The organism is Arthrobacter sp. TB 23, assembly GCF_000294595.1.
Lineage (GTDB): Bacteria > Actinomycetota > Actinomycetes > Actinomycetales > Micrococcaceae > Arthrobacter_D.
The window spans coordinates 46,609-64,015 of record NZ_ALPM01000021.1 but is presented as its reverse complement, the minus strand read 5'-3'; the positions used below and the strand labels follow the sequence as shown (position 1 = coordinate 64,015).

The window sequence follows — 17,407 nt, the reverse complement described above, 5'->3', positions numbered from 1 at the left end:
ACCACGGTGAAGAGTCGAATTATCGGTGCCATAGCAGCTGTCTTACTTGCAGTTGTGGGGGCCATTCTGCTCGTGCAGTACGTCAGCACATCCGAGCAGCGTGCCTTTGCTGGCACTGAGACACAGTCAGTTTTGGTAATCCGAGACGGTCTTACTGTCCCGGAAGGCGCGCCTGCAGAAAGTCTGATCGACTTTGTAGACGTCGAATCTGTACCAACGAAGGTCGTACCCACAGACGCAATTGCCAGCCTAGAAGAAGTAGCTGGATTGGTTACAAGTACCCAGCTGATGGCAGGCGAACAGGTACTCCGCACGAGGTTCGTGGATCCGGCGGAAGCCAGTGTGGACGAAAAGGTGGCCGTACCGGAAGGGATGCAGGAAGTGACTATTCTCCTCGAACCCCAACGGGCAGTCGGCGGTCAAATAGTTCCCGGCGACACAGTGGGGGTTTTCATCTCGTTGGATGGGGGTGGCGAAGTCAATCCTCTGGCGGTTACGCACCTAACCTTGCACAAAGTGTTGGTTACCAGCATTCAGGGGCTGCCAGAGCAAGCTGAGGAATCGAATGCGACCGCTTCCACCCCCATTCCGGCCGGAAGCTTGCTTGTGACTCTGGCACGCCCCGTTATGGACGCGGAGAAAATCGTCTACGGTCAAGAATTCGGCAGAATCTGGCTCTCCAAGGAGCCTGCCACCGCTACCGAAGACGGCGCGAGGCGGATCACCGCAGACGAGATCTACGAATGAGCCGCTACGCAATAGTCACTACCGCACCAGAGTTTCACCAGCGGCTGAAGGAAGCAGCATCGGGCGCCCTGGAAGGTGAAATTCATGCTTGGGTCGGTGGCGGCTTCCCTTCAGGATCCCGGGAACTAGTGGACCAACTTCCCGATCCCCGACTATTGGATGTTCTGATACTGGGGCCGGGAGTTCCACTCGACGATGCTCTTGCACTGGCTGACCAGTTCGAAGTGCAGTTCCCCGAGGTCAGCGTGCTTCTGGCGACCACGCCGAGCCCCTCCGTCGTGCTCAGCGCTATGCGCGCCGGGATCCGGGACGTAGTAGAACCCGAAGCTGATGTGGCAGACCTGAGCGTCCTACTTCATCGAGCCACCCGCAGTGCCGCCATTCGCCGCCGTGCTGCCAGTCTTTCCTCCGGAGAGTCAAGCAGTTCGGCTAATGGCAGGGTTATTGCAGTTGTATCGCCCAAGGGTGGTGCGGGCAAGACCACTGTTGCCAGCAACCTCGCGGTTGGGTTGGCTGGCACTGCTCCCCATGCCACTGTGCTGGTAGATCTTGACCTGCAGTTCGGCGACGTGGCGAGTGCCCTGTCGATCTCGCCGGACCATTCAGTGACCGACGCTGTCCATGGACCGGCCAGACGCGACACGATGGTCTTGAAGTCCTTTCTCAGCGCCCACCCGACCGGGCTCTTCGCTCTCTGCGCCCCGGATCTTCCTGACTCGGCGGACGACGTTACCGGTGAGGATGTGGCACACCTACTTGATCAATTGGCGAGCCAATACCGCTATGTCATAGTCGATACGTCGCCGGGCCTTTCAGACCATACTCTGGCGACGCTGGATAAGGCCACCGACTACGTGTTCGTCAGCGGAATGGACGTGCCGAGCGTACGCGGGCTAAGGAAGGAACTTGACGTGCTGAAGGAGCTGGGACTAACTCCGATTCACCGGCACATAGTGCTCAACAGTGCAGACCAACGCGACGGGTTGACGCTCGCCGATGTAGAGGCGACCTTGGGAACAAAAGTAGATATTGTCATCCCCTCGTCACGGCCTGTCCGGATTTCGACCAACCAAGGTCTGCCACTCCTGCAAGGGAAGAAGAGGGATCCCGCCTCGAAGGCCCTTCGGAGGCTGCTTCTCCGTTTCAACCCTCCGGCGGCCGTCAGCCCCAAAGGACGGGGACGCCACCGGGGAGGTAAATCATGAATCTCGCACAACGCCTAGATGCTGCGCGACGATCGTCAGGCGGATCGCCCAGCCCTCTTCTGGACCAAGAGGGACCCCCACCGGATCAACCAAGAACTGCAATAGCACCGACCAAGCTGACGGGTAGCCAATCATCTCGGCCCAGCAAGCCGGCTGCAGCGGCGGCGGCGCCCCCGGCAAGGGACGCGCTCGCGAAGTTGAAGGACAGGGCAGGAACCATCTTGTTCGAGCGCCTGGGTAACAGGCTGCTCGACTCTGCGCTCACGGAGGAACAACTTCACGCTTTAGTACAAGAAGAGCTGACCCAGGTGGTCGAGGAGGAGGAAGTTCCTCTCTCAAAGGAGGAACGGCAGCGGCTCATACGTGGGGTAAGCGACGACGTGTTGGGCTATGGTCCGCTGCAACATCTGCTTGATGACGAGGACATCACTGAAATCATGGTCAACGGACCGAACATGATCTACGTCGAACACAAGGGGAAGCTGACCCGCAGCGGAGTGCGGTTCGCTTCAGAAGAACACCTTCGGAAAGTCATTGAACGTATCGTCTCCCGGGTGGGACGCCGAATCGATGAATCGTCGCCACTGGTGGACGCACGTCTGGCAGATGGCTCCCGCGTCAACGCGGTAATACCTCCGCTGGCCGTCAACGGCTCATCCCTAACCATCCGCAAATTCGCTACGGATCCGTTTCAGGTTCACGACCTGATCGGTTTCGGGACCCTGTCACCGGACATGGCTGAATTGCTGGATGCCTGCGTCAAAGCCCGCCTGAACATCATCGTTTCGGGAGGCACCGGCACCGGTAAAACGACCTTGCTGAATGTCCTGTCCTCCTTTATCCCCGAGGGCGAAAGGATTGTCACCATTGAAGACGCGGTCGAGCTGCAACTGCAGCAGGACCATGTGGTGCGGCTAGAGAGCAGGCCCACCAATATCGAAGGCAAAGGCGAAATCACTATTCGGGACCTGGTACGCAACTCACTAAGAATGCGTCCAGACCGCATCGTAGTTGGCGAGGTTCGCGGTGGCGAAACGCTAGACATGCTCCAAGCTATGAACACCGGGCACGATGGCTCTTTGTCCACCGTGCACTCAAACTCTCCACGGGATGCAATAGCACGCCTTGAAACCCTAGTGCTTATGGCAGGTATGGACCTTCCTTTACGGGCGGTCCGCGAACAGATAGCCGCCGCGGTCGATGTGATCGTCCAGCTCACCCGACTGCGTGATGGCACCAGACGGGTTACGCACGTGACGGAGGTACAAGGCATGGAAGGTGAGATAGTGACCCTCCAGGATGCCTTCGTCTTCGACTATAGCGCCGGTCTCGATTCCAGCGGTCGCTTCCTCGGAACGCCGGTAGCAACCGGGGTGAGGCCCAAGTTCACTGACAAGTTCAGAGATCTAGGCATAGAACTCTCGCCCAGTGTTTTCGGCTCCCCGCTGAATGGCAGGAACGACCGGTGACGACCGACCCACCGGTCACCCAGCTGATCCTAGGGATAGCGGCATGCTTCGCCGCACTAGCCGCGGCAATATTTCTCGTACTTATTCCGCGGAGACCCAAAAACGCATTGAACCGTAGCAGGACATCCGCAGCACCGGCCTCAACTCAGTTAACCCAATTGGCTTCGCTGACAACAAGAATGATTGACAGGCTCCTCAAACGTCGAAATCTTATGGCCGGAATGGCCGGCAGGCTCGAGGACGCCGGACTAAAGATTCGACCTGCAGATTTTATCGTGTTAACCGGTGTAGGGGCACTTCTCGCCGCATGCGTCGGCCTAATCTTGTCCGGGTCCCTCATCGCGATGATCTTTGCGGTGGCGGTACCGCTTATAGCCAAAGTGACCCTCGGGTTCCTAATCTCGCGACGCCGTAAGCAGTTTGCCGATCAGCTTGACGATACCTTGCAACTGCTCGCTGGGGGGCTGCGGGCGGGTCATAGTCTACTTCGCGCCATAGATGCCGTCTCAGCTGACTCGGAGGAACCAACCGCTGAAGAGTTCACACGAATCATCAACGAGACGCGGCTCGGTCGGGACCTCGGCGAAGCACTCGATGATGCATCCTTGCGGATGCAGTCCGAAGACTTTTCCTGGGTCGCCCAGGCTATTGCAATCCACCGCGAGGTAGGTGGGAATCTCGCTACCGTCTTAGATCAGGTGGGTCAGACCATCCGGGAACGTAATCAAATTCGACGTCAGGTAGTTGCTCTCGCTGCCGAAGGCAAACTTTCGGCCCTAATTCTGATGGGACTGCCATTCGTGCTCGGTGGTGTGCTGCTGCTGATCAGTCCCGGCTATATGGACCCGTTGCTCCAACATCCAATCGGATTCATTCTGATGGGGGCCTCGGTAATCTTGCTCATCGTTGGTGCGATCTGGCTAAAGAAGGTCATCTCAATCAAGTTTTAGTCACCAAGCAGATCACATCTGGCCCTAGGAAGAAAACAGTCATGCCACCTCTAGTAATCTTTGCAATCTGCGCAATCCCGACGGCTTTTCTGTTGTTTGCTTGGTCCATATTCGGGGTCCGGGCGCCGGGTCGAAAGGGCATGCAGACCAACCTTCAAAGAGGCTTCGTTGGAGAAATTGGGGTAAAGAAGCGGAGCAACAGTCGAATCGAGGCTATTGCGAGCCGATTTACACCGGATCTTCTTGTCGCGAAACTCGATCGCCAACTCGCTCTCGCGGGACGTCCACCAACCTGGCCGCTGAGACGGCTCGTAACGGCCAAAATTGCACTTGGTAGTTTGGCGGCCATTTTCGGGGCTCTTTACCTTGGTGCGAATCCTGGCGGCAAAAGCATACTGCTGGTCCTAGCGGCCACCGGCGTCGCCTACTTCGTGCCCGACTTGCTGGTCTACAGCAAGGGAACCGAACGCCAAACTGCAATCGCGCTTGAGCTGCCCGACACTCTCGACCAGATGACCATTGCAGTCGAAGCGGGGCTGGGATTCGATTCGGCCATGGCGCGTGCAGGACAGAACGGGAAAGGTCCGCTTGCAGCCGAGTTGGTCCGCACCCTCCAGGACATGCAGTTGGGTATGGGCCGACGCGACGCGTACACTGCACTGCTCGCCCGGACGAACACCCCTGACCTTCGAAAGTTTGTCAACGCGATTGTGCAGGCTGACCGTTACGGCATATCGATCTCGGCTGTGCTTAGGGTGCAGGCAAGCGAGATGAGAGTGAAACGGCGTCAACGCGCAGAAGAAAAAGCCATGCAGATCCCAGTAAAAGTGCTATTCCCTTTGATGGTCTGCATTCTGCCGGTGTTGTTTATTGTCTTGCTCGGACCCGCAGGGATTAATGTCTTCCTCACCGTAACTCAATAGCCGCTTGCGCCTGGTGCGCGGCGAACCACGCGGGCACCTGATCCGCTGGCAGAGCCGGCGACCACAGGTACCCCTGCGCAATGGGCACCTGCATCCGGGACAGCTCGTCCAGTTGCTCAGCGGTCTCCACCCCTTCAGCCACTACCCGTAGCCCCAGAGCCTGCCCCATCGCGGCAATGGCTTCCACAATCGGGCCAGCGTGCACGTCGCTACCACCCAGACCGTCGATGAATGACCGGTCAATTTTCAATGATGTGACGGGAAAGCGTCTGAGATAACTCAATGAGGAGTAGCCTGTCCCGAAGTCATCAACGGCAATGCCAATCCCGAGGCTGCGGAGTTTGGTCAGCGTTTTTAGTGACTGGTCGGCGTCGCCCATCAGGACAGATTCGGTGATTTCCAGGATCACTGCCGACGGTTCAATCCCCGCCGCCCGAATGGCGGCGCCCACTGCTGAGTGAAGGCCTGCGTCCTGCAGTTGCCGCGCCGAAAGATTCACCGCCATCCGCCATTCTTCCGCACCGGGCAGGTTCGCCTTCCACCACTTCACCTGCTGGAGAGCCTGGTTGAGCACCCATAACCCGATCGGAACAATCTGACCGGTTTCTTCAGCGACCGGAATGAACGAGTCAGGCCCAATCAGCCCGTGTTCCGGGTGTTGCCATCTCACCAGGGCTTCAAATCCAACTGGTTTACCGTTCGCCACATCGATCACCGGTTGGTAATGAACCTGCAATTGATCGCGTTCGATTGCACGCGGCAGTTCCGTCTCGACGGCCAGCCGCAAAGCCGCTCGCCGGTGCATTGCCTCATCAAAGACGATTGCCTTGTTCCTCCCGCTCACCTTGGCCCGATACATCGCGGCATCGGAATTGTGCAGCAGGGATTCCGGGGTGTCATCGACAGAGGAGATCGCGATGCCGATACTGACATCCACGAACACTTCCCGGTCCAGAAGCTCAAACGGTATTTGCACTGCTGCACGGATCCGGCGGGCGAGTTTCGTCGCGCTATCCTCGGTCATATCCGCGCAGACAATGACGAACTCGTCACCAGCGAAACGGGCCAGTGTGTCCTCAGGTCGAACAGTGCCCAGCAACCGGGACGACAGCTGGACCAAAAGGCTATCCCCTGCAGCGTGGCCCAGTCCGTCGTTGATGACCTTGAAACGGTCCACGTCGAGGAAGAGCACTCCAACTTGTGAGCCTCTCAGCGCGCACTCGGCCAGAGCCTCCTGAATGCTCTCCGTGAGCAGCGCCCGGTTCGCCAGGCCGGTCAGCGGGTCCCTGAACGCCAGCCGTTCTAGCGCCTGTTCCCCCAGCTTCCGCTCGGTAATATCCAGCGCCGTCCCCAACATCTTGACCGGCTCGCCGTCGTCGTCCCGCTCAAGAACTGCCCTGGCGTAAACCCATCGCACGTCCGCGCCCTGGCCTCCCACACGGTAGGTGAAGTCGACTGACATCCCACGGTCCATAAAGTCCTTCCACAGGAGGGCAATACGGTCGCGGTCCTCCGGGTGCACCGCACTCAACAGTGGCCCGCGCGCGCCCTCCGCCGTAACCGGCAGCCCATGGATTCTGCAATATTCGTCAGACCGCCAGACCCGGTCGGCATGGGCATCCCACTCCACGGACCCAACGTGGGCCATTTCCTGGGCAGCTGCAAGCCGGTCCCGCTCCAGTTCAGAAGCGGCGCGCAGCCTGTTGATTTCAGACACATCACGGGCGACCGCAGATGAACCGACCAATTGTCCCTGCTCGTCATACATCGGGGATAGCGTGAGCGAAATGTCCAACACCGATCCGTCTTTCCGCATCCCCCGAACCAGCTGGCCGATGACGGGCTCCCCCCGCCGGAGCTTGTCGCGTAGCTCCTCGTCCGCACCGGAACGTTCCTCCGGCGAGAGCATCAGCACGCTACGGCCAATCGCTTCCTCCGGCGAATAACCGTAGATCCGCTCAGCTCCTGCATTCCAACTAGTGATAATCCCCTCGAGGGTTGCACCGTTTATCGCATCGTTCGAGAATTCGACCAGACTCGACAGCCGGCCCATTTCAGCCTGGGCGCGATTCGATTCGGTCGTGTCCGTGGAGACATCAATCACCGCAATTACCTGCCCGGCTTTGTCATAGAGCGGGGTGATTGTCGAGTAAACGGACAGGCGTCGACCGTTTCTGTGCTTGGTCCAGTGCTCACCAGACCACGGCTTTCCGGACGATACCTGGGCAATGATCGCCGCGGCTCTGGTGCCGTTGTCGAACAGGGCGAGATCCGCGAAGTGCCGCCCAACCGCATCCCCCGCGCTCCACCCCAGCATCTGCGCCGAGGCATCGTTCCAATAGGTAATCCGCCCTTGTAAATCAATTGCGACTACTGATTGCCCGACGGCGTCGAGCAGCGACGCTTGGAAGGAGCTTTCCAGCTGGGCCACTCGCTGCGGCGTAATGTCGATGTGGGTGACGACCAGACCGCCGCTGTCACTCCTGCAGATGCGCGTGCGAATCCAGCGTTCACCGCCCTGAGACGGATACTCAAGTGCAAGGTTTTGATGGACCCCGCTCAGGACAGCGTGGAGACCAGTTGAAACCTCGACAGCGGCGCTATCACCTTCCGCCGCCGCCGCGACACACTCCGTCAGGTAGGACACCCCGGCGACCGGTGCTGCGATACCGGCGAAGGGCTGAGAGAAACGCTCCCATTCCCGATTCACCGCCGAGATCACGCCATCCACATCGAGTACCGCTACCGCCACCGGGAGCGCGTCAAGGGTTTCACGCAATCCTGCCCGCGGCCGCTGCGCGGGATTGCCGTCGGCCGGGACCGAGGGTCGGTACGTGGTCATCATCACAGCCTATGCCAACCACTGGTCGGGCCTACCATAAACGGACCAGGCAAAGGAATAACGCAGCTTTTGCGCAGTGTAACCCAAACTATTGACCGAAATAAAGGCGATCGAAGTACTCTCAATAAATGATCCCTGCAAATTGCGCCGTGCCTAAAGCGGTGAGGACGGTTTACACGGTGGCGGAATCTACCGCACCAATCGCTCAGTGCTGCCCCTGATATTTTCTCCACAGGGCCGCGTCCCCCTCATCGATCAAAACACCTTACTGGCCCTTGCAGATCAGCTCGAAAACCCGTCGGCCGTCAAGGCATTCATCCTCGACTTCATCCATGTTTGGGATGAAAGGTTTATCCGGCTGGCGGACACCGTTTCCCGTGGTGACCACGCCGCCGCTATGGAAGCGGTGCTGAGCGTCAGAACCAGCGCGATGATGGTCGGGGCAGCGCGGCTCGCCAGCCTGGCTTCCGCCCTTGAGGAATCAGTCCGGCTCAACGACCTGATCGAAGCCGCCGACATCCTTCCGCTCGTGGAAGCGTGCGGCATCCAAACGATCCGCGAACTGGCTCTTTGCTCTGAGGCTGTTCCCGGGTAGAACGAATGATGGCCGCTGGATCAGGTTCGCTTGGGCGCCAACCTGTAGCCAACCCCGCGGACGGTCAACAGCCACCTGGGTTCGCGCGTATCCTCGCCCAGCTTCCGGCGGAGATTGCCCATATGGACCTCTACCGCCCGCTCGTCGGCATCACTGATATAGGCGTCGTCCCGGTAGTGGTGACCCCTGACAACCCGGACCAGATTCGCTTTGGTACGGACTGATCCGCCGCTTCGCAGGAGATCGTGCAGCAAGTCGAACTCACTGCGTGTGAGGCTGAGTTTGTTCCCCGCCAACGTCGCGGTCCGCGTTTCGTGGTTGAGCGCCAGCCCATTGTGCAGCAGTACCCCGGGTTCCCCTTCGTCGGGAGTCGGAGCGCTGCCCTCCCCTGTTGCATCGGGGTTCCGTGGCCTACGGAGCATTGCGGCTATCCGCGCCCGAAGTTCCCGTGGTCGGAAAGGTTTGGTGATGAAATCATCCGCACCTGATTGCAGTGCAGTAAGGGTATCCAGTTCGTCGGTTCGAGCCGTAAGCATCAGAACGTAGCAATTACTCGACTGCCGGATCCTGCGGAGCACCTCGTACCCGTCGATATCCGGAAGGCCCACATCGAGGGTCACAATGGTCGCGTGATGTTTGCCGACCAGCTCGACCCCTTCGCGGCCGGAGCCCGCCGAATGAACTTCAAATCCAGACTGGGTCAGGACAGCATCGACCAGGTTTCGCACATCGGCATCGTCTTCGATAACCACTGCAACTCCGGGATCGCTCATATCATTCCCTATTGTCGGCTCGTCTGGCCACTAGGCCATTGGGCTGTAAAGGATACGTCCCCCCGCATTTCACAATACTTCCGTTCGGTCCCCCAGCATACTCTTTGCAGTGGAGTCTGCTCGGTTTGAATCCGCAGACCGTCTCGACTGCGTATCAATATGCGAGATTCCCGGTGCGAGGGTAGGCAACTCCGATTGTTGGGAGATAATGGGCGCATGCGTTACGACGGCTCGGGGAAGCCGACAACCGAATACTCTCGCCATGATTCCGGAAACTCGGCTACGCCTGAGCGCTTGTGGCTGCCCGGATTCGGACGGTTCGAAGGGGGCTTCAACCCTCGTAAAAAGGCGGCAATGCACCAATTGCCCCTGACGATTGCGGTCGTAATCATTGCCGGGACCGCACCGCTATTGAATCCGGATTTACTGCTGAGCGGACTCTTTCTCACAGGACTATTCCTGACCATTGCTCTTTTCGCGGCGTGTTTCCTGGTTCCATGGGGGCGCCTACCAACAGGGGCAATGCTTGCCATCCCCATCCTGGATTTTGTAGCCATTTTGCTCTGCCGGAACGGCGCCGTCGACATCGTCCCTGGCCTGGGCGCGCTTGCGGCCTTCCCTGTCGTCTGGCTGGCTGCGTCCGGTCTGATGCCCCTGCTGGCCGCGATAGTCAGCTTCGTTGGACCCTACCTCATTGTCCTTTTCCCCTATTTGCTGGACTCCACCACCACTTATGCATCCCTGGTGGACACCCTGTTGCTCCCGACCATGACGCTGGCCCTTTTCCTCGTGATGAGAGTCCTCACGCTCCAGATGCGGATGCAACGGCTGGAGTTACAGCAAAAGGCCGATGAGGTGTTAGCCCTTGAGGCTCAGAGTGGTGATCGCGAGAGACTGCTCGCTGCCATCCTCGACACGGTCGACGTCGGCGTCCTCGCCGTCGATACGGAAGGAAGGACCTTGCTGTCCAACCGGCAGCAGCAACTGTTCCAGCAGGGAGCGTCCTCCCAAGACTGCGACGAAGACATCAGGTTCTTCGGAAGCAAGGGATCCACTCCCCTACCCGAATCGCTGCACCCCATTCGACGGGCCGCCGAGGGCGAATCCTTCTCCAATAACCTTCTCTGGTTCGGCGAGGGAGACTGTCAACGGGCGGTGTCCACAGCAGCCCGGCCGATGACTGGTAACGGCGGGGAGTTCACCGGCTCAGTCATCGTCTTCACGGACGTCACCGACCTGGCGAAGGCGCTGACGGTGAAGGAGGATTTCGTCTCCAATGTCACGCACGAGTTCAGCACACCGCTCACTTCCATTCTCGGCCATCTCGACCTGGTACTCGAGTCCCCGGACGTCCTGACCCCGCATACCCGGGAGTCCCTGGGCATCGCCAGACGGAACGCTGAACGCCTCTCCATCCTGGTTTCGGACCTCCTGTCGGCAGCCTCCGCTTCGATCAACCTGCATGCCAAGCCGACCGAGCTGACGGCTCTTCTGACCTCCCGGATACGGTCGGCCCGGACGCACGCGACCAACGCCGGAATCACACTCGTTTCGGAGGTACCTCAGTGCCTGTGGGCCATCGCCGATCCAATGAGGATGGGCCAGGTGGTAGATAACCTGCTCTCGAACGCCATCAAATACTCGCCCGATGGTGGAGCCGTCACTGTCCGGGCACATGCGGGAGAGGGAAAGGTCCTGCTGGAAGTCGAGGACTGCGGAATAGGTATGACCCCGGACGAGACAGCGCTGATTTACGGTCGGTTTTTTCGCGCTCACAGCGCAAGGGAATCGGCGATTCCCGGGGTCGGTTTGGGCCTGGCCATCACCAAGGCAATTGTCGAAGGCCACGGCGGCACGATTCATTGCTCGAGCTCACTCGGAACCGGTACAAAGTTCACTGTCAGTCTGCCAACAACCATGGCCCATGCGCCGGCAGTCGTTGGCTGACCGGATGCCGATGAGGGAATCTGTTGGCAGCGAGGTCCTGGCTTTGCCACGCGCTGCCCGCATCGTGACCGTGGCTGTGACGGCGTTGCTGGCCGGACTAGTTCTCCTGCGGTTCGGGTGGGCACCCGAGACCCCTTCGTTCCTTGTGCTGCCCCTGTTCGGGGTAGTGCTGGCCATGATCGATCTGCGCACAAGGCTCCTGCCGAACGCGCTCTTGCTGCCGTTCGCGGCCACCACGCTGGTCCTTCTCCTAGCGTCCAGTGGCCTGTCCGGCGACTGGAACCGGCTGGCCGGCGCGGCCCTCGGCGGTGTTGCCATGTTCGGCATCTACCTTGTGCTTGCACTTGTTTCACCGGGCAGCCTCGGGATGGGCGACGTAAAGCTCGCCGCGGTGCTTGGTCTCTACGGGGGTTATGCCGGAATGACCACCTGGTTGGCAACGCTGCTCGGCGGCTTCCTCATCGGCGGCCTTATCAGTGTGTTCCTGCTTCTCTTCACCAAAGCGTCGGCCCGTTCGGTTTTCCCGTTTGGACCGCCGATGCTCGCCGCGTGCTTCGCTGCGATCGTCGCGTTCGGCTAATGCCGTAGCGCGGTGACGCTGCCGTCTCGGCGCGCACGGGTCTCCTCAGCGCGGGAGCCAATGCCGTCGTCGTCGGGGTACCGGACCTCTTCGAGGACCAGCGGGTGAGGGGCAGCGAGCACGGACCGCGCCTCCTTGCTGCGCGCGGTGAGCCGTTCGAAGAGCCACTCGGGGTCTTTCTCCCCCACACCCACACGCAACGTTGAGCCGATAAGCCCTCGCACCATGTTGTGGCAAAAGGCGTCAGCCTGAATGGCCGCGGTGATGACGCCGTCGTCGCCGCGGCTGAAGTCGAACCGCTGCAGCTCGCGGACAGTTGTCGCGCCGGGCCGCGGTTTCACAAAGGAGCGGAAGTCCTGCAGGCCGAGTAGCAGCCGGGCGCCGTCGTTCATCCGGTCGACCTGCAGCTCGTCGGGGTGCCAGAGCGTCACGCCGCGGACCAAGGGGTCCCGCAGTTCGGGACGGTCGGCGATCCGGTAGCTGTAACGACGCCACAGCGCCGAGAACCTGGCATCGAACCCGGTGGGGGCCAGCCCTACCTTGAGAACGACGACAGCGGGCACCTGGTGGCGCTGCCGGTCGACTTTGTTGAGTTCACGGCTGATCGTGGCTCCCAGCCTGCGCATCATTGCCGTTTCCGGGGTCATCTCCTTGCCGCGGCTGAGACCAAACCATTCCGCTGGGGTGAGATCCACATGAGCCACCTGACCGCGGGCGTGGACGCCGGTATCGGTGCGCCCCGCGACCGTCAGCCGAGCGGGACGGCGCAACAGCGTTGCGAGCCCTGCCTCGACCGCTCCCTGTACGGTGAGCAACCCAGGTTGCAGGGCCCATCCGGAGAAGGACGCTCCATCGTAGGCAAGATCGAGCCGGACACGCAAAAGCCCGCTGTCCTCACGAAGGACAGCGGGCTTTTGCTCAGTCATGGTGCTTATTCAGATGCGGAAGAATTACTTCTTGCCGTCGTCTTCGGTGGTGCCTTCTTCGACTACAACAACCTCATCGGCGCCGGCCTCGGCGCTGACGTTGGTGTCCTCAGCGGCGACCTCTTCGGCCGACGATGCTGAATCTGCTGAATCTGCTGAATCGACCGAGTCAGCTGACTCTGGCGAATCCGCTGAATCCGCTGACTCTGGTGAGTCTGCCTCTACCGGAGCGGCTGGAGCTGCGTTCGCCTTGGACTGCTCGGCTTCTGCAACGACTGACTGCTTCGCTGACATTGGCTCCAGAACCAGTTCGATGACGGCCATCGGGGCGTTGTCGCCCTTACGGTTACCGATCTTGGTGATGCGGGTGTAGCCACCTTCGCGCTCGGCAACGGCAGGAGCGATGTCCGTGAACAGCTCATGGACGATGCTCTTGCTGCTGATGACGCCCAGGACGCGACGACGTGAGGCGAGATCGCCCTTCTTCGCGAAGGTGATCAGGCGCTCGGCGTAGGGGCGAAGCCTCTTCGCCTTGGTCACCGTGGTGGTGATGCGCTTGTGCTCGAACAGTGAGGCGGCCAAGTTGGCGAGCATCAGGCGTTCGTGCGCCGGACCGCCTCCGAGACGTGGGCCCTTTGTTGGTGTGGGCATGATTGTTTCTCCTCTAAGTGGTCCTGTCCGCCGCTATCAGCGGCGGACAGGTCTTTCTAACGTTGTTAGAGCTCGTCGTCGCTGTATGCGGCGTCGTCTTCTTCAATGGCTGCTGCGCGAGCCGCGAGGTCGAACCCTGGAGGGGAATCCTTCAGGGACAGACCCAGCTCAACCAGCTTGGCCTTGACCTCATCGATCGACTTGGCACCGAAGTTCCGGATGTCCATCAGGTCGGCCTCGGAGCGCGCAACGAGTTCACCCACGGTGTGGATACCCTCACGCTTGAGGCAGTTGTATGACCGAACAGTCAGCTCGAGATCTTCAATGGGCAGCGCCATGTCGGCTGCCAGGGCAGCGTCCGTTGGCGATGGGCCAATCTCGATGCCTTCGGCGGCGGTGTTCAGCTCACGAGCCAGTCCGAACAGTTCCACCAGGGTGGTACCGGCCGAGGCTACTGCATCGCGGGGGGCGATGGCGTCCTTGGTTTCGACGTCGACGATCAGACGGTCGAAGTCGGTGCGCTGCTCAACACGGGTTGCTTCGACCCGGAAGGTGACCTTCAGGACCGGCGAGTAGATCGAGTCGACCGGGATGCGGCCGATCTCCGAGTCGCCGGACTTGTTCTGTGAGGCCGACACGTAGCCACGCCCACGTTCGATGGTCAGCTCGAGTTCAAACTTCCCCTTCGAGTTAAGGGTGGCGATGTGCAGATCCGGGTTGTGGAACTCGACACCGGCTGGCGGTGCAATGTCCGCCGCGGTGACGACGCCGGGACCCTGCTTGCGCAGGTAGGCGACAACTGGCTCGTCGTGCTCGGAAGACACGGCCAGGTTCTTGATGTTCAGGATGATCTCGGTGACATCTTCCTTGACACCAGGAACCGTGGTGAACTCGTGCAGAACACCGTCGATACGGATGCTGGTTACAGCTGCACCCGGGATCGAGGAAAGCAGGGTGCGGCGGAGTGAGTTTCCGAGGGTGTAGCCGAAACCGGGCTCAAGCGGCTCGATGACGAACCGTGAGCGGTTGTCGGCGACGACTTCTTCAGTCAGGGTGGGGCGCTGTGCAATAAGCACTTACATTTCCTTTCAGGGTGCATCCGCTATATGACGCAACACAAATGGTGGAAAGGGACAGCTAGCAAGCAACGCTTATTAGCTTGGGGAGCGGTGTCGAACGCCGCCCTGAACAATCCCAGGTAGTGGAATCATTCAGCGCGGCATTCGCACCGTAAAAGCTAATTAGACGCGGCGACGCTTCGGAGGCCGGCAACCGTTGTGGGCGCTGGGGGTGACATCCTGGATGGAGCCAACCTCCAGGCCGGTGGCCTGCAGCGAGCGGATAGCTGTTTCGCGTCCTGAGCCTGGGCCCTTGACGAAAACGTCGACCTTCTTGACGCCGTGTTCCTGCGCACGCTTGGCGGCAGCCTCGGCTGCCATCTGAGCGGCGAACGGGGTCGACTTACGAGAGCCCTTGAATCCAACTTCACCGGCGGAGGCCCAGGAGATAACTGCTCCTGACGGGTCCGTGATGGACACGATGGTGTTGTTGAAGGTGCTCTTGATGTGCGCCTGTCCAAGCGCGATATTCTTCTTATCCTTGCGACGCGGCTTACGTACCGCTCCACGAGTCTTGGGGGGCATTGCTTCTCCTACGAAAGGTGATGGGTGAGGTGCCGGGACCTGAGGGCCTGGCGAAGGCGAGCTATGGAACCAATCCTGGGCCGCCTGATGAGGAAGCCAATGGGTGGGCCCATGGCCGCCGGATTCCCTGGCCGGACGAGCGCTAGCGAGTCAGGTTAGGGAGCTGCCAGAGACTAGCGCGCGGCCTTCTTCTTGCCGGCCACGGTGCGCTTGGGGCCCTTACGGGTACGCGCGTTGGTCTTCGTACGCTGTCCGCGTACAGGAAGACCGCGGCGGTGCCGGATGCCTTCGTAGCTTCCGATCTCCACCTTCCGGCGGATGTCGGCGGCTACCTCACGGCGGAGGTCACCTTCGACCTTGTAGTTGACTTCGATGTAGTCACGCAGCTGCAGCAGCTCCGCGTCACTGAGGTCCTTGACGCGCGTATTCGGGCTGATCCCGGTTTCTGCCAGCGTCTGGTCTGCACGGGTCTTGCCCACGCCATAGATATAGGTAAGCGCTATCACTACCCGCTTTTCGCGGGGAATGTCTACGCCAGCGAGACGTGCCATAGTGGCGGTTCTCCTTTGGTGTTTCTGGAGGTCTGAGACAGAGCGGCCTGCTGAGAATCTCAGCTCCCCGGCCTCCGTGCCCGGGGGTGTGCTCCCACTGATCGTGGGAACTGCTCTGCCTTTATGGTTGTACTACTGCAGCGCGTGGGTGGTGCTTCTCCTGAAGAGAAGAACTAGCCCTGACGCTGTTTGTGGCGCGGGTTTTCGCAGATTACGAGTACGTTGCCCTTGCGGCGAACCACCTGGCACTTATCGCAGATCCGCTTGACGCTCGGCTGGACCTTCATGGTTTTCCTTTGCGTTGTTTGCAGATTGTGCTGTAACTACACTCCCTATCCTGAGGCAGGACGGGAGAATTCCTTATTTGTAGCGGTAGACGATACGGCCTCGTGTGAGGTCGTAAGGGCTAAGCTCCACTACCACCCGGTCCTCAGGAAGGATCCGAATATAGTGCTGACGCATTTTTCCCGAGATGTGGGCGAGGACAATGTGACCGTTTGCCAGCTCAACGCGGAACATCGCGTTGGGCAGAGCCTCGTTCACAGTGCCTTCAATCTCAATGACACCGTCTTTCTTGGCCATATCCTCCGCTAACGTCTATGCCAGCCACTTACGCGGTTGGCGATTGGGGTTGTGATCGTTGACCTACTCCCAGCGCAGCAACAGATTCGGGTTACCGGACCGTGCACACGTGGCACCCTAAATGGGCACACGAGTAGAGACAACCAACAGGCAACTCTACGCTAACAGTTGTGAAATGTTAAATCTGAGGCCCGGGAATCAGAGCGCGACGGGCGTGACACCCAAGGGCGCGAGCTTGGCCGCTCCCCCGTCTTCGGCGCTGAGCACCCAGATGCCACCGTCGTGTACCGCAACGGTGTGCTCCCACTGACATGACCGCTTGCCGTCAGTGGTGACAACGGTCCAGTCGTCGTCGAGCAAAGTTGTCTCCAGGCCACCAAGAACAAGCATGGGCTCTATCGCCAAACACAGCCCTGGCTTAACCTTGGGACCGCGGTGTCCACTGCGGTAGTTGAGCACGTCGGGAGGCTGGTGCATGGCGGTCCCGATGCCATGCCCAACATAGTCCTGCAGGATCCCTAACGGAGCGCCATCAAGCCCGGAGACGTAGTCGTCAATAGCGTTGCCCACGTCGCCGACATTCCGAGCGTTCGCCAACGCGGCGATCCCATGCCACATGGCCGACTCTGTCGCGTCTGACAGCCGCTGGTCCTCGGCGCGCGCCTGCCCGACAATCACCGAGCGGGCGGAGTCTGAATGCCAGCCGTCCACGATGGCGCCACCATCAATGGAGAGGATATCTCCGTCCTGCAGCGCATAGTCCCCTGGGATCCCGTGCACAACCTCATGGTTCACCGATGCGCAGATCGATGCGGGGAACCCGTGGTAACCCAGAAAGTTGGACGTTGCTCCCGAAGCCTTCAAGACACCAGCGAACACGTCGTCGAGTTCGCGGGTGGTCACGCCCACCGCGGCGGCGGCTACGGCCTCATCCAGCGCTGCCGAAAGGATCAACCCGGCCTTCCGCATGATGCGGATCTGCTGGTTGTTCTTGTATTCGACCTTCGACTGGCGGAACATCGT

Annotated in this window: 18 protein-coding genes; 8 read left to right on the top strand and 10 right to left on the bottom strand. The window is 60.1% G+C overall.

Annotation, left to right across the window (positions count from 1 at the left end; translation table 11 throughout):
- Nucleotides 1–6: 6 nt before the first annotated feature.
- Genes cpaB through B384_RS0102290 form a run of 5 tightly spaced genes read left to right on the top strand, consistent with a single transcriptional unit; the run spans nt 7 to nt 5,294 of the window.
- A complete protein-coding gene (gene cpaB, locus B384_RS0102310; protein ID WP_019481530.1) occupies nt 7–747 on the top strand; it encodes a Flp pilus assembly protein CpaB in 741 nt (246 codons plus the stop codon).
- Entirely contained in the window at nt 744–1,952 is a 1,209-nt protein-coding gene (locus B384_RS0102305) for an AAA family ATPase (RefSeq protein WP_026040901.1), read from the top strand. Before cpaB ends, B384_RS0102305 begins: the two co-directional genes overlap by 4 nt.
- On the top strand, nt 1,949–3,421 hold the full coding sequence (locus tag B384_RS0102300) for a CpaF family protein (RefSeq protein ID WP_035766232.1): 1,473 nt from the start codon (nt 1,949–1,951) through the stop codon (nt 3,419–3,421). Before B384_RS0102305 ends, B384_RS0102300 begins: the two co-directional genes overlap by 4 nt.
- The gene (locus B384_RS0102295; RefSeq protein WP_237715204.1) at nt 3,418–4,371 is read left to right on the top strand and encodes a type II secretion system F family protein; all 954 of its coding nucleotides are present in this window, start codon (nt 3,418–3,420) and stop codon (nt 4,369–4,371) included. The genes B384_RS0102300 and B384_RS0102295 overlap by 4 nt, the downstream gene beginning before the upstream one ends.
- A 41-nt stretch (nt 4,372–4,412) precedes the next feature.
- Nucleotides 4,413–5,294 (top strand): type II secretion system F family protein, encoded by an 882-nt coding sequence (locus tag B384_RS0102290; protein WP_019481526.1) that lies wholly within the window; start codon nt 4,413–4,415, stop codon nt 5,292–5,294.
- Here the strand turns inward: B384_RS0102290 and B384_RS17465 are convergent.
- Nucleotides 5,278–8,136, bottom strand: a complete 2,859-nt coding sequence (locus B384_RS17465) for a sensor domain-containing protein (protein WP_192813046.1) — start codon at nt 8,134–8,136, stop codon at nt 5,278–5,280. The genes B384_RS0102290 and B384_RS17465 overlap by 17 nt on opposite strands.
- 208 nt (nt 8,137–8,344) lie before the next feature.
- On the opposite strand from B384_RS17465, the gene B384_RS0102280 reads away from it, so the two are divergent.
- Nucleotides 8,345–8,731: a hypothetical protein gene (locus B384_RS0102280; RefSeq protein ID WP_019481524.1), complete on the top strand. Its 387-nt coding sequence runs from the start codon at nt 8,345–8,347 to the stop codon at nt 8,729–8,731.
- 20 nt (nt 8,732–8,751) lie between these two features.
- Here B384_RS0102280 and B384_RS0102275 read toward each other — a convergent pair whose 3' ends face one another.
- Entirely contained in the window at nt 8,752–9,504 is a 753-nt protein-coding gene (locus tag B384_RS0102275) for a response regulator transcription factor (protein WP_019481523.1), read from the bottom strand.
- Between the two features lie 354 nt (nt 9,505–9,858).
- Here B384_RS0102275 and B384_RS0102270 point away from each other — a divergent pair, with 354 nt between their 5' ends.
- Nucleotides 9,859–11,451 carry an ATP-binding protein gene (locus B384_RS0102270; RefSeq protein WP_083850810.1) on the top strand — a complete coding sequence of 531 codons (1,593 nt, stop codon included), beginning with the start codon at nt 9,859–9,861 and terminating at the stop codon, nt 11,449–11,451.
- Nucleotides 11,429–12,031, top strand: a complete 603-nt coding sequence (locus B384_RS17460; RefSeq protein ID WP_083850806.1) for a prepilin peptidase — start codon at nt 11,429–11,431, stop codon at nt 12,029–12,031. The genes B384_RS0102270 and B384_RS17460 overlap by 23 nt, the downstream gene beginning before the upstream one ends.
- On the opposite strand, the gene B384_RS0102260 is transcribed toward B384_RS17460, so the two are convergent.
- The 8 genes from B384_RS0102260 to map all read right to left on the bottom strand — a co-directional run bounded on the left by B384_RS0102260 (nt 12,028) and on the right by map (nt 17,404).
- Nucleotides 12,028–12,957, bottom strand: coding sequence for a tRNA pseudouridine synthase A (locus tag B384_RS0102260; RefSeq protein ID WP_019481520.1), 930 nt, complete (start codon nt 12,955–12,957; stop codon nt 12,028–12,030). The genes B384_RS17460 and B384_RS0102260 overlap by 4 nt on opposite strands.
- Nucleotides 12,958–12,981: 24 nt before the next feature.
- Nucleotides 12,982–13,608 carry a 50S ribosomal protein L17 gene (gene rplQ, locus B384_RS0102255; protein ID WP_019481519.1) on the bottom strand — a complete coding sequence of 209 codons (627 nt, stop codon included), beginning with the start codon at nt 13,606–13,608 and terminating at the stop codon, nt 12,982–12,984.
- A 65-nt stretch (nt 13,609–13,673) separates the two neighbouring features.
- Nucleotides 13,674–14,684 carry a DNA-directed RNA polymerase subunit alpha gene (locus tag B384_RS0102250; RefSeq protein ID WP_019481518.1) on the bottom strand — a complete coding sequence of 337 codons (1,011 nt, stop codon included), beginning with the start codon at nt 14,682–14,684 and terminating at the stop codon, nt 13,674–13,676.
- A gap of 165 nt (nt 14,685–14,849) precedes the next feature.
- Nucleotides 14,850–15,251, bottom strand: coding sequence for a 30S ribosomal protein S11 (gene rpsK, locus B384_RS0102245; RefSeq protein ID WP_019481517.1), 402 nt, complete (start codon nt 15,249–15,251; stop codon nt 14,850–14,852).
- Between the two features lie 173 nt (nt 15,252–15,424).
- Entirely contained in the window at nt 15,425–15,802 is a 378-nt protein-coding gene (gene rpsM / locus B384_RS0102240; protein WP_019481516.1) for a 30S ribosomal protein S13, read from the bottom strand.
- A gap of 173 nt (nt 15,803–15,975) precedes the next feature.
- A complete protein-coding gene (rpmJ, locus tag B384_RS19945; RefSeq protein WP_024475611.1) occupies nt 15,976–16,089 on the bottom strand; it encodes a 50S ribosomal protein L36 in 114 nt (37 codons plus the stop codon).
- A 73-nt stretch (nt 16,090–16,162) separates the two neighbouring features.
- Nucleotides 16,163–16,384 (bottom strand): translation initiation factor IF-1, encoded by a 222-nt coding sequence (gene infA, locus B384_RS0102235; RefSeq protein WP_019481515.1) that lies wholly within the window; start codon nt 16,382–16,384, stop codon nt 16,163–16,165.
- 198 nt (nt 16,385–16,582) lie between these two features.
- The gene (gene map / locus B384_RS0102230) at nt 16,583–17,404 is read right to left on the bottom strand and encodes a type I methionyl aminopeptidase (RefSeq protein WP_019481514.1); all 822 of its coding nucleotides are present in this window, start codon (nt 17,402–17,404) and stop codon (nt 16,583–16,585) included.
- Nucleotides 17,405–17,407 lie beyond the last annotated feature (3 nt).